The sequence below is a fragment of the candidate division WOR-3 bacterium genome (assembly GCA_026418155.1).
GTDB lineage: Bacteria > Hydrothermota > Tepidihabitantia > Tepidihabitantales > CAIPLT01 > JAOABV01.
Genome location: JAOABV010000009.1, coordinates 31448 through 44833 on the forward strand (window position 1 = coordinate 31448; position 13386 = coordinate 44833).

11 protein-coding genes and 1 tRNA gene are annotated in these 13386 nt (G+C 34.8%); 8 read left to right on the forward strand and 4 right to left on the reverse strand.

Going from position 1 to position 13386, the window contains the following annotated elements; all coding sequences use genetic code 11:
• The first annotated feature begins 61 nt into the window (after positions 1 to 61).
• The 3 genes from N2201_02345 (at position 62) to N2201_02355 (ending at position 2433) form a co-directional block, all read left to right on the forward strand.
• Positions 62 to 958: an iron ABC transporter permease gene (locus tag N2201_02345; GenBank protein ID MCX7785059.1), complete on the forward strand. Its 897-nt coding sequence runs from the start codon at positions 62 to 64 to the stop codon at positions 956 to 958.
• A gap of 146 nt (positions 959 to 1104) precedes the next feature.
• Positions 1105 to 1878: an ABC transporter ATP-binding protein gene (locus tag N2201_02350; GenBank protein ID MCX7785060.1), complete on the forward strand. Its 774-nt coding sequence runs from the start codon at positions 1105 to 1107 to the stop codon at positions 1876 to 1878.
• A 12-nt stretch (positions 1879 to 1890) separates the two neighbouring features.
• Entirely contained in the window at positions 1891 to 2433 is a 543-nt protein-coding gene (locus N2201_02355) for a hypothetical protein (protein ID MCX7785061.1), read from the forward strand.
• 66 nt (positions 2434 to 2499) lie between these two features.
• Here the strand turns inward: N2201_02355 and hutU are convergent, their stop codons facing one another.
• Positions 2500 to 4143: a urocanate hydratase gene (gene hutU / locus N2201_02360; GenBank protein MCX7785062.1), complete on the reverse strand. Its 1644-nt coding sequence runs from the start codon at positions 4141 to 4143 to the stop codon at positions 2500 to 2502.
• 55 nt (positions 4144 to 4198) lie between these two features.
• Positions 4199 to 4272: transfer RNA gene (locus tag N2201_02365), tRNA-Met, on the reverse strand.
• Between the two features lie 470 nt (positions 4273 to 4742).
• Between N2201_02365 and rho the strand changes: the two genes are divergently transcribed.
• The 5 genes from rho (at position 4743) to N2201_02390 (ending at position 11187) form a co-directional block, all read left to right on the forward strand.
• The gene (gene rho / locus N2201_02370) at positions 4743 to 5999 is read left to right on the forward strand and encodes a transcription termination factor Rho (GenBank protein MCX7785063.1); all 1257 of its coding nucleotides are present in this window, start codon (positions 4743 to 4745) and stop codon (positions 5997 to 5999) included.
• A 19-nt stretch (positions 6000 to 6018) separates the two neighbouring features.
• A complete protein-coding gene (rpmE, locus tag N2201_02375) occupies positions 6019 to 6222 on the forward strand; it encodes a 50S ribosomal protein L31 (protein ID MCX7785064.1) in 204 nt (67 codons plus the stop codon).
• Positions 6222 to 7323 (forward strand): peptide chain release factor 2 gene (gene prfB, locus N2201_02380; GenBank protein ID MCX7785065.1). Its coding sequence is split into 2 segments (ribosomal slippage): positions 6222 to 6287 and positions 6289 to 7323, totalling 1101 coding nucleotides; the frame shifts between segments, so codons are not numbered across the junction. The genes rpmE and prfB overlap by 1 nt, the downstream gene beginning before the upstream one ends.
• A gap of 326 nt (positions 7324 to 7649) precedes the next feature.
• Positions 7650 to 9092, forward strand: coding sequence for a proline--tRNA ligase (proS, locus tag N2201_02385; GenBank protein MCX7785066.1), 1443 nt, complete (start codon positions 7650 to 7652; stop codon positions 9090 to 9092).
• Between the two features lie 481 nt (positions 9093 to 9573).
• Positions 9574 to 11187, forward strand: a complete 1614-nt coding sequence (locus tag N2201_02390; GenBank protein MCX7785067.1) for a HEAT repeat domain-containing protein — start codon at positions 9574 to 9576, stop codon at positions 11185 to 11187.
• 82 nt (positions 11188 to 11269) lie between these two features.
• Here the strand turns inward: N2201_02390 and N2201_02395 are convergent, their stop codons facing one another.
• Positions 11270 to 11869, reverse strand: coding sequence for a Maf family protein (locus N2201_02395; protein ID MCX7785068.1), 600 nt, complete (start codon positions 11867 to 11869; stop codon positions 11270 to 11272).
• Between the two features lie 590 nt (positions 11870 to 12459).
• Complete coding sequence (locus N2201_02400; protein ID MCX7785069.1) at positions 12460 to 12810, reverse strand: helix-turn-helix domain-containing protein; 351 nt, start codon at positions 12808 to 12810, stop codon at positions 12460 to 12462.
• Positions 12811 to 13386 lie beyond the last annotated feature (576 nt).

Sequence of the window (13386 nt, forward strand, 5' to 3'; positions counted from 1 at the left end):
CTTGACGAAAAAAAGCACGAAAGGAACATATTCTGTAATTTTATTAATTATTTTATTGCTTGTGGCAATAATCGTGTCTTTTGGTTTGGGCCCAACAGGATTTTCACTATCCGACCTAAAAATACCTATTGAAATTCGTTTGCCAAGGATTGTTTTAGGAATTTTTGCCGGCGGGATTTTATCCTTAGTAGGTGCTACTTTACAAGGACTTTTACAAAATCCACTGGTTGACCCATATACTTTAGGCATTGCCAGTGGCGCAAGTTTTGGTTCTGTCATCGGGTATCTGTTTGGTCGATTTGGGGTTTTTACAATACCAGTCTTTGCTTTTTTAGGCGCATTCATAACAATTTTTTTGGTTTATAATTTAGCATTAGTTCAAGGCAAAATTACTAAAATTAGTTTGGTTCTGGCTGGTGTGATAATGAGTTTTCTTTTTTCTGGACTGGTTATGCTTTTAATGGTTTTAATAAAAAGACCGCTACCAGAAATTATTTATCTTCTTATGGGACGATTGAATCTTGTCTTTACCACAGAATTATTAGTTTTATTTATTGTTATTGTTATTTTAGCAGTACCGGTAACGCTATTCATTTTTAGTAAATGGCGCTCACTAAATATACTATCAATGAATGAAGAAGTTGCTGAGAGTTTAGGGGTTGATACTCAAAAATTAACGCGTAATATTTTTGTCACTTCATCTTTTCTTATTGCCTCGGTCGTATCATTTACCGGTGCAATTAGTTTTATTGGTTTGTGTGTTCCTCATATTGTGAGAATGATTTATGGTCCCGACCATTATAAAGTTTTGCCATTGTCATTTTTATTAGGAGCAAGCATCTTAATTTTTACAGATTTAATTGCACGAAGTATTGCGCGGATTGAACTACCAATAAGTGTTATCACCGCTTTATTTGGAGTCCCATTTTTCATCTATTTGTTAAAAAAGAAATTATAGCGTATGTGTAATAGCATTAAAAATATTAGTTTTCGTTATGGAAAGAAAGAAGTTTTATGAGAAATCTCAAAGAATATTCGTTCTTGCTATAAAAGAAGGAAATATTATCAGAAATCTCAAAGAATTGTTAAAAAGAATTGTAGAATATGTTTTCAATTGAATTAAAAGATATCACTTTTCGCTATAGGGAGAACGAAATCTTATCAAAAATTTCATTAACTATTAAACCAGGTGAGTTTTTTGGTATTATTGGACCAAATGGTGCGGGCAAAACAACTCTTTTGAAATTAATTGCTGGTCTGTTAAAACCCAATTCAGGTGAGATTAAAATCTTGGGTGAAGCCCTGCATTCATTAGCTTTAGAAAAACGGGCTAAATTGATAAGTTATGTACCCCAAGAAAATTTCTTTTATTTTGACTTTTCGGTATTAGATATTGTTCTTATGGCAAGACATCCTTATCTTAAACCCATGGAACGTCCCAAAAAAACTGACATCGAAAAAGCATTAGAAGCCCTGAAGATTACCGATGCTCTGGAACTAAAAGACCGAAATATTATGGAGATTTCATCCGGAGAGCGACAACGCGTAGTCTTAGCGCGAGCATTAGCATCTGAACCGGAAATTTTATTATTAGATGAACCGACTTCTTATCTTGATATGACACATCAGATTGAAATTATTAAAATCCTAAAACGGCTTAATGCAGACGGATTGACAATTGTCTTTTTATCCCATGATATTAATCTTACAAGTCTTGTTTGCGATCGAATTTTGCTACTTCACCAAGGTAGGGTAGTTGCTTGTGACGAACCACCAAAAGTTATTATTAAGGAAATAATTCAAAATGTTTATAGCATCTCGCCAGATATAATTGAGCATCCTAAAATTAAAAGACCACAAATTGTTCTTCCCTACTAATTACTCAAAATAATGGGTAATTTTCTTTATCGGTATCGCGGTGTTGTTGGATTTATTGCTTTTGTGGTGGTTTATCTTATGGCACATCCTGAATATAAATCTATTTTATTATCAATACCATTAATTGTAATTGGTTTGGTAATAAGGAGTTGGGCAATCGGATATATTGGGAGGCATTCTCGGTCAAAAGAGATTTGCGCACGAATATATATTACGGCTGGTCCATATCGTTTTATTAAACATCCGTTGTATATCGGAAATTTTTTTCTGGTTTTAGGAGTTTTGATTGCAATGTCAGCCCAATTTATAATTTCTGCAATTGTCTTACTTCTTTTTGGGTTAGAGTATTTTCTAATTAGCAAAAGCGAAGAAAAATATCTGCACAACAAATTCATGAACAAGGATAACACTCAATATTGTAATGAGGGTACTCTTCAACAAAAATTCAAATGGAAGAATGTGTTAATAGAATTTAACACAATAGTAACTATTATCTTTATATATGGTTTTATCATAATAAAAATACATTGGTGGGAACTTTTAAAAATCAAGTAGCGATAATATTAAATTTTAGTGTAGAATTTTGCTGGGGTTAGAGAGCAGGGGAGAAGTAATATGCGGTTAAATCTTTCGCATGGGAATTTTTATTTTGTATTTTTCTGCAGTTCTGACGGCTAATTCATATCCAGCATCAACATGACGAGCGACGCCAATTCCTGGGTCATTGGTTAAAACCCGTTCTAATCTTTCATCCATTTCTTTACTACCATCACAGACAACTACTTGACCAGCATGTATTGAATACCCAATGCCGACGCCGCCACCATGATGTACAGAAACCCAGGAAGCACCAGAAGCAACATTTAACATTGCATTTAAGATTGGCCAGTCAGCAATGGCATCAGAACCGTCCAGCATCTTTTCTGTTTCTCGGTTAGGTGAGGCGACCGAACCTGAATCAAGATGGTCCCTTCCAATTACAATCGGTGCTGAAATTTTACCATCTTTTACAAGTTGGTTCATTGCTAAACCCATTTTGTCTCTTTCGCCATAACCCAGCCAGCAGATTCGAGCCGGTAGACCTTGAAATGGAATCTTCTCTTGGGCTAATTTTATCCACCGTTTAAGTGACTCATTTTGGGGAAATAATTCTAAAACCAATTTATCTGTTGTATAAATATCCTGTTTTTCTCCAGATAAAGCGACCCATCGGAAAGGGCCTTTTCCTTGGCAGAACAAAGGCCGGATGTATTCTAAAACAAATCCGGGAATATTATAAGTATTTTTCACACCGGCTTTTTGGGCTTGAGCACGGATATTATTGCCATAGTCAAAAGCAATTGCACCACGGTTTTGCATTTCTAACATAGCCTCCATTTGACGAGCCATCGATTCGTAGGCGCGTTTGATGTATTCTTGAGGATTATTTTTTCGCAGTGCTAATGCTTCTTCTAAACTCATTTTACCTGGAACATATCCGTTTAATTCGTCATGGGCTGAAGTTTGGTCAGTTAAGACATCAGGAATAATTTCGCGTCTTAATAATTCGGGATGGATATCAGAAGCATTGCCAACTAATCCGATAGATAGCGGTTTTTTTTCTTTCACGGCAGAATTTACTAATTTTAGTGCTTCATCTAAATTAAAAACCATCGTATCACAAAAACCTTGTTTGACTCGGCGCTCAATTTTTTGAGGGTCGACCTCGACATCTAATATAACTCCTTCATTCATTGTAACTGCTAAAGGTTGTGCTCCGCTCATTCCACCCATGCCAGCGGTTAAAACCCATCGACCACGAAGGGTTCCGCCAAAATGTTTACGGGCACATTCAGCAAATGTCTCATAAGTGCCTTGAATGATTCCTTGAGTGCCAATATAAATCCAGGAGCCAGCAGTCATCTGACCGTACATAATTAAACCCAATGCTTCAAGTTTTCGAAAGTAATCCCAGTTGGCCCATGCTGGAACTAATAACGAGTTTGCAATTAAAACTCGAGGAGCATAAGGAAATGTTTTAAAGATTCCGACTGGTTTGCCGGATTGAATTAAAAGTGTTTCGTCATTCGCTAAGTTTTTAAGGGATTCGATAATTGCGTGATAACAATCCCAATTTCGAGCTGCTTTACCGGCACCGCCATAAACTATAAGTTCTTCGGGTTTTTCGGCAACTTCGGCATCAAGGTTATTCATTAACATTCTCATTGCAGCTTCTTGATGCCAACTCTTACATGTGAGCTCTTTTCCTTTTGGTGCTCTAATCATTTATTTTTCACTGGGTTTTATTTTTAGTATTTGATTTTTTAAAAATATTTACAGGTAGCGGGGGCTGGATTCGAACCAGCGACCTTGAGGTTATGAGCCTCACGAGCTTCCAGACTGCTCTACCCCGCAGTATGATTATTATAAATAAAAATTGATAAAAAGTCAATAAACCATCAGTTGTTATGCTTTAAATGTCCATTAATTAGTCGAAAACTATTACAAAAAATAAAGGCAATAAACACAAAATTTTATTATTGTTTGTTCTGTCTAATCACATATGAAGGTTTGTATTCAGGTTATTTTATGCTTTTGTGAATAAAATAATTTTTATCATTGTTTGGATAAAAAATATTTTTTGCAAAGATAATTTTGTCGGTAAAAGAAATTGGTTCGCGAAATTTTCTTTTTAAGTCTGTTTTAATATATTTTCAGTGTTATTATAATCTTTTAAAACTTCTTGTTGACAAATTAATTATTTTTAGTAAAATGTAATATCTTAAAATAAATTTAAATCATAACTAATAATTCCCAGTATTGTGGAAATTTAGAAGGTAACAATGAAACAAACAAACGCAAAAAAATCTCAAAAGGAGATAAGCATGGATGCAGAAGAATTAAAGAAGAAAAAACTGGCGGAACTTTATGAAATCGCAAAGGAGCTCAATATTCCCGATTATAGCGAGAAAAAGAAGCAAGATTTAGTATTGTCAATTTTAGAAGCAGGCGTCAAACAGAAAAGCGAATCCGCAGTTACGGTTAGTGGTGTGTTAGAAGTATTAGAAGACGGCTTCGGATTTTTACGGTCGCCTGATTATAGTTATTTACCGAGCTCGGATGATGTTTATGTTGCTCCCTCACAGATCAAAAAATTCAATCTTAAAACCGGCGATACTATTTATGGCCAGGCTCGACCACCAAAACCTGGTGAAAAGTATTTTGCTTTACTCAAGGTAGAAACTGTCAATAATGACCCTTTGGATGTAGTTCACGAAAGAATTCCTTTTGATGACTTGATTCCGCTTTATCCGCAAGAGCGCATTCGCCTAGAGATAGAGGAGAAAAATGATTTCTCAATGCGAGTCGTTGACTTATTTATTCCTATTGGCAAAGGTCAACGAGGATTGATTGTTTCACCGCCTCGTGCTGGCAAAACCGTATTACTACAAAAGATTGCAAACAGCATTACAACAAATCATCCGGAAATCGTGCTGATTATTCTTTTAATTGACGAACGACCTGAGGAAGTTACAGATATGGAGCGTTCGGTTAAAGCCGAAGTAATAAGTTCGACTTTTGATGAGGTCCCGGAACGACATGTAGAAGTTGCGGATATTGTTCTGGAAAAAGCAAAGCGATTAGTCGAACACAAGAAAGATGTCGTGATTCTTTTGGATAGTATCACTCGACTGGCGCGTGCGCATAATTTGGTTGTGCCCCATTCGGGCAGAACCCTATCCGGTGGTCTTGATTCTAATGCGCTACAAAAACCGAAGAAATTTTTTGGTGCAGCACGTAATATTGAAGAAGGCGGGAGTCTTACAATCATTGCAACCGCGCTAATTGATACCGGCTCACGAATGGATGATGTAATTTTTGAAGAATTCAAAGGCACAGGCAATATGGAGTTAGTTTTAGACCGGAAACTTGCTGACCGAAGATTGTTTCCTGCAATCGATTTACAAAAATCTGGAACTCGTAAAGAAGAATTACTGCTTTCTGAATTTGAACTCAACCGAATCTGGATTATCCGTAAACTTTTGGCGGAATTGAATCCGATTGAAATGATGGAATTTATTCTGGATAAGATGCGCTTGACAAGAAATAATATTGAGTTCTTAGAATCAATGAATGAATAGTCTTCACAATGAGGTACCAATGAAAGATAAAATACATCCTAATTATGTTGATTGCATCATTACTTGTTCTTGCGGTAATGTGGTTAAAACCCGCTCAACTAAACCAAAAATTTCCGTAGAAATCTGTTCGGCATGCCATCCGTTCTTTACCGGCAAGCAAAAAATTATTGATACTGCCGGAAGAGTGGAAAAGTATCGGAAACGATATCAGAAAAAAGTTTAATGCCAGATTTTCCTTCGGTTATCAAAACCTTATCCGAGCGTCTAACCACATTGCAGGAGTTTCTTTGAAATTGATAAGAAGAAACAAGAAATAGCCCTGCTTACGGAAAAGAGCCAAAAACCTGACTTTTGGCAAGACCCCAAAACCGCTAAAGAAATTTTAGGTCAAATCCAAAAACTATCTGAGATTGTCCGTTCGATAGAACAAATAAAAAGAGAAATTGAAGAAGCCCAAGAACTATTAGCGCTTTTTGCTGGTGACGAACATTTAGAGAATGAACTTAATGTCCACTTAAATAAAATCGAAAAAGATTTATTTGAATTACAATCGAAAAGTCTTTTTTTAACTCCCGAAGATAGCAAAAAAGCAATTTTGACCATTCACCCGGGTGCGGGCGGTGTTGAATCTTGTGATTGGGCAGAAATGCTTTTTCGGATGTATACCAAATATTTTAATCGTAAAGGCTTTAAGTATCATATTCTGGATTACCAACCAGCCGAAGAAGCCGGTATCAAAGACGCAGTTATTGAAGTTCTGGGCGAGAATGCCTACGGTTTGCTAAAAGCTGAAATTGGGATTCATCGATTAGTACGAATTTCACCATTTGATGCTAATAAAAGACGACATACTTCGTTTGCAGCAGTTTTTGTCTATCCTGAGATTGAAGATGTGGAAGTAAATATTAATCCCAATGATTTGAAAATTGATACTTTCCGTGCAAGTGGTCATGGTGGTCAAGCCGTGAATAAAATTTCTTCGGCGGTCAGAATTACCCATATTCCCACAGGTATTGTGGTTACTTGTCAGAATGAGCGCTCGCAATTTCAGAATAAACAAAACGCTATGAAAATTTTACGGGCGCGACTTTATGATTATTATAAAAAACAACAAGATGAAAAGTTACAGAAATTAGAAGAGACCAAAACAGAAATTGCATGGGGACACCAAATCCGTTCATATGTCTTTTTTCCATATCAAATGGTCAAAGACCACAGGACAGGTTTAGAAACCGGTGATATTCAAAAAGTTATGGACGGAGATTTAGATGACTTTATCTATGCCTTCCTTTTGTCAAAACAGAACAAATCCAAGCCCAATTAAATATATCTGCGTATTTTTTATACAAGATACCTTAATCAAATATATCTGTATATTTTTCTCATAAAACACCTTAATCGTAATTTCGCATCGAGAATTAAGATTATTTTTGCAATAATAGTAATGAATCTATGTTTTTTTAACTTCAAAGTTTGTGGCTTGAGATGTTTTCTAGATTGTGAAATTATAACTTCGAATAAGATTATTTTGCTTTTGAGTACACATAATATTTTTCCGTTTCTTCTGGTGACTTCAATGGCTTTTTCATACCTATTAGACACATTGCAATGTGTTCTTGACAAATTGGATTTTTATAGTAAATTAGGCATATGGCAGATAAAAAAGAATTTGTGAAAGAGATTCCATCAAAGCAAGATAGTTTCTCTGAATGGTATACTGCGGTGATTCTCAAAGCAGAATTAGCGGACTATGCGCCAGTGCGCGGTTGTATGGTTATTCGACCTTACGGTTACCGAATTTGGGAACTGATGCAATCACTCTTAGATAAAAGATTTAAAGCAACCGGGCATCAAAATGCATATTTTCCGATATTTATTCCTGAAAGTTTTTTACAAAAGGAAGCAGAACATGTTAAAGGATTTTCACCGCAGGTCGCTTGGGTGACAAAAGGCGGCGACGAAGAGTTAACAGAAAGATTAGCGATTCGACCGACTTCAGAAGCAATTATTTGTTCAATGTATGCCAAATGGGTAAAGTCATATCGAGACCTACCAATTTTAATTAACCAATGGTGTAACATTGTCAGATGGGAGAAGACTACCCGCTTGTTTTTGAGAACAACAGAATTTTTATGGCAGGAAGGTCATACCCTCCATCGCACAAAAGAAGAAGCTGAAGCCGAAGCCATTAAGATGTTAAATGTCTATGTAGACTTTGTTCAAAATGATATGGCGATTCCTTTAATCTATGGCCGAAAACCGGAAAGCGAGAAATTTCCTGGCGCCTTGCATACATACACTATTGAAGCCTTAATGCCCGATGGTCAAGCCCTACAAGCAGGAACATCTCATAACTTAGGACAATTTTTTTCAAAAGCATTTGACATAAAATATCTGGATGAAGATAATATTGAAAAATATCCTTGGGGAACTTCTTGGGGATGTACCACACGTTTAATCGGCGCTTTGATTATGACTCATGGTGACGATAAAGGTTTGAGATTGCCCCCGCGGATTGCGCCAATTCAGATTGTGATTGTGCCGATTCTCTTTGGAAAAAGCGATGAGAAAGTATTAGTTAAAACTAAAGAAATATACGACAATTTAAAAAATGATTATCGTGTCTATTTGGATGATAGATTAGAATATACGCCAGGCTGGAAATTTAATGATTGGGAGATGCGAGGTGTTCCCTTACGTATTGAAATCGGACCTAAGGATATTGAAAAAGAACAATTAGTTCTTGTGCCGCGTGATGAAACTGGTAAAAGAGCTATTCGTCTATCGGAAATAAAAGAAAATATTGAGACTATCTTAAATCAAGTACAACAGAATCTATTTACTTCTGCCCAGCAGAGATTATTTGAAAATATATCTGAAGCATATACCATTGAAGAATTTAATGACAAAATTAGCGAAAAACCTGGTTTTGTCAAGGTCTTCTGGTGTGAAAAACAGCAATGTGAAAATGAAATTATCGATAAGACTAAGACAACACCGAGATGTATTCCTCTTAATGAGAAGCATAAAGGTAAATGTATTATTTGTGGCAAAGAAACTGAGACTATAATTTATTACGCTCGAGCATATTAAACCAAAAATTCGGTATGGGGTAATATATTTTAGTCAAATTTGTATTAATGGATTAGCGGGCATAATCGAGATTTTATTGATTTTCCCTTTTCATAGAGATTTTATTGTCCTTGTTTATTATATTTTGTGTAAAATAAGTGTTTTAAGTGCCACAGACTAATTGAAAATACAGCGAAATAAGAGTAATGGTTTGATGTGTTCCGTATATTAAGGGGAACTTGACATTTTCAGAACTCTCTAATAGGTAGCGTCAAGAATTTTGTTTAATTTCTTTTTCTTATCTAAATTAAATATTGACGAATTTTTTATTTTTAGTATACTATAAAATAATAAGTGATAATATTAATAAATTATAAGTTGTACAGTGTTATAAATTGAGAAGGTTAAGAAATTTTATAATCTTAAAAAATTTATTTTTCTAATGCAGAGTTTTTTTCCATTGGAGAAGTAATTTCTGCACGGAGAAGATTGGAATTAGCAGATGACTGAAGATAAATTGCTGGAAAATTTATTGTCGCAAGACCCCAAAATTCGTTTTATTGCTCTAAAAACATTAAAAAATCTTGGTGTTAAAAAAGCCACCGAAATATTAATACCTTTACTGGGTTCAGATAATCAAGTAGTTCGCGATAGTGCGGTAGCAACAGTTTTGGCATTAGGCAAGCCGGCAATCTCATATCTGCTTGATGCGCTGAAGTCACCTAATGAATTAATTAGAATGAATGCAGTTAGGATATTAAGTGAAATTGGAGATGCTTCAATCAGCAGTGAACTTTTGGGGTTATTAAAAAAAGGAGATAGCAAAATTAAGGCTGCAGTTATTGATGTCTTGGGAAGAATCAAGGAATTCTGGACAATAGAATATCTTCGGGATTTTCTCAAAGCGCCTGAGCCGGTAGTACGTGCTGCTTCGGCGCGAGCACTTGGTGAACTAAAAGATAAATTAGCCATTGATGCGCTTTTGTTCCTTTTGTCGGATAAAGAAAAAGAAGTGAGAATTGCTGCAATTGATGCGTTAAGTAAAATTGGAGATATTCGCGCTTGTGATAATCTTTGGCAGGTGGCCAGCAATGATGTTGACTTTGAAGTTAGAAGCAAAGCAATGTCGGCTTTGAAAACAATTGGTGCAGAAATACTTAAACCTTACGAGGAGTGGTTAGTGTCAAAAGATATTAATAAAAGAGATTCGGCACGCTTAAAATTGTCGTCAATTGGTAAACCGGTGCTTTTGCCTTTATTGGAATATACCAAACATTATGATGCCTCGGTGCGTGAATTGAGCGCGAAAATCTTAGGCGATATTGGCGATAATTTTGCAACCGCCAGACTAATTGAATTGGCAAACGATATTGACCAAGATGTAAAAATAACCGCAATTGAAGCGCTGGGAAAAATAAAATCCGAATCAGCAATTCGGTTTCTTTTATCTTGTTTGGAAAGTCCTGATAGTTCAGTTGTTAATGTAGCTACTGAATCTTTAAGTAAAACAGGTAAAGAACTTATAAAATTTTTACCAGCAATTCTTAGTGAACATAATGTTCAAAAACAAATTAATATTGTTCAATTAATTGCTAAAATCGGTGATGTTGAATATATTCCTTTACTTAGTGAATATATTGACCACCCAAGTATATGGGTACGAATGACAATCTGTTCAGCCTTGGGGGAATTAAAAAGTCCGTTATCAGCCGATTTATTATTAAAAAAACTTTATGACGACCCATCGCCATTGGTTCGAGTAGCATCAGCGAAGGCATTTGGTAAATTAAAAATTCCTGAAAAAATCGATTCTTTAATTTGGGCTTTACAAGAAGAAAAAGAGGAGACAGTTCAAATCGCAATTATTGATGCGCTTGCCGAAATAGGTGAAGAAATGGTAGGTTCGTTTTTGCTAAAGTATTTGTCGCAGGATTCGATAGAATTAAAAATTGCTACGATAAAAGCATTAGGAAAGATAGGTTATTTCGGTGCTATTCCTTTCTTAAAAAAAATAACCCAGCCCTGGCCATTTAGTAATGAAAATGCAGAAGTTAAAAGTATTGCTCGGGAAGTATTGAAAAAATTAAGTCTTGAATCAACAATCAGTAAACCCTAAATTCCCCTGCTGGATACTAAAAAGTCCCAATGCGATTCAATATGAAAAATGTCTTTGTTTTATATCGGATAGTTGATAGAATTTAATTTTTATTCCGTTTATGCTGAGTGTTAAGATAATTAAGATGTTTTATTAATTTAGATACCGGTAATCCTACAACATTGAGATAACAACCTTCGATTCTTTCAACAAAAAGCCGGGCTTTGCCTTGGATTCCATAAGCTCCGGCTTTATCATAAGGTTCTTTGGTCTTAAGATAATTTTCGATTTCAATTTCAGTTAACTTACGGAATTTTACTTTGGTCCGTTCAAAATCAATTATAATAGTATTATCAGGTTTGCTTAAAAGACAAAGACCTGAGATAACATGATGGGTTCTGCCACTTAAAAGATTTAACATTCTTCTGGCATCTTTTCGATTTTTAGGTTTGCCTAAAATTTTTTTGTTAATCGTAACGATTGTATCAACACCAATAATGATTCCTCGATGCACTTTATTTTCAACTGCATTAACTTTCTGATGGGCAATTTTGATTGCATAAAGTTGAGGATTTTTCTCTGAAATGCATTCAGAAATCTTGGGAATCAGAATCTTAAATTTTATGCCTAATTGTTTTAACAGGTTTTGACGGCGGGGGGATTTTGAGGCGAGATAAATCGGATAGTTGTTTAATTGTGTCATATTTTGATAATTATTAGATATATTTTTGGTGCCAGACTCTTTCAATAACTCGTTGCTTAAATTTTTCTAACATTTCTGCATTTAATCCTTGGATTGCCATTTTTTCATAACTTCGGCTGAAAATTGTTTTAATAATAAAGCATTTTGGAAATAATATTTCTTTAACAACTTAAAACACTTACGGCAAAGTCGTTATAAATATATACAGAATACATTCAACATTAAGTTCTGTGAGGAGTTTGTGATGTCAGTCTCTATGGTCTCAATCGCCGTGCGAAATATTAAATAACCGGTTGTCATTTTTTTGTTTTTCGGATTAAAGTGTTTTTTCTTCTCAGTATATTTGGTCTTACAAATAATAATTTTGATTTTTGGAAATTATTTTATAGTTTAATCCTGTTTGATGATATTTTCTGGAAAACTTTTTTAAATTTATCACTATTAATGCTTAATAAGATTTCATTGGCACAATTAAGATATTTGGGCAATAGGTTATCCATAATACGATGATTATATAGCAAGATTTTGATTTATTTTCAATTTTTTGTTTTATTAAATCAAGGTCAAGTTTATCTGACTTTTGGCAATGTTTAATTCCATCCAGACATTTTGCCGAGATTCGGCCAAGTTTTTGGATTTTGTTGTATCAAATTTATGTTATTTTCTGATACATCTTGAAATAACTGAGGAGGCTCTTGCTTAAAATAGATAGCAGACAAATCAGCAAGAAAGGATTGCCAGTATGAATGACAGGGAGTAAGATAGAGAAAAATTGTGTCTAAAGATGGATTTTTAATTTTACTATTTTCTAAATACGAAATGTAGACTTTCTTCCACCCAAAGTCTTTTGCCAGTTCTTTTTGTCTCAAGCCAGCAGGCTTTTGGTGTTTTCTAAGAAGTTGTGCCATTTCTTTGTTAAAGATGAAAGTTTTATTAGTCATAAATGGTCATAGAAGTATAACTGCCATTTTAACAAAAATCAAGGATAGTTTTTATATAATTATTGATTTATCTAGTATTATCTCAAGATCAGTTTAACAAGGGAAAGAGAATATTGACAATGTTTTTGAAAAGACTGGTAGATTAAAGATAAATATATTCTTTGCCGAAATATTGTTAATGTTTTGGGAGGGAAAATTCTGGTAAACTAAAGATAAGTATATTCTTTTACTGAGATATTGGCAATGTTTGTGAAAATTCTGATAAACTAAAGATAAGCATATTACTTTACCAAGATATTGGCAATGTTTGGAGAAATTCTGATAAACTAAAGATAAAATATTCTTTTACCAAGATATTGGCAATGTTTGGAGAAATCATAGTAAATTAAAGAAAAGATAAACATATTCTTTCCTGCTTTTTAATGTTCTGGCTTTATGTTTATGTTAATAGACAGTCCTTGTAATCAAATCAATTATACTTTTCCTCTAACCACCGGCTTAACTGACATCCTCGGTTACCTAATAGGTAAGCCGGTCGGCAAGCCAGGAGGCAAGCCGGGGGGCATACCCCTCGGC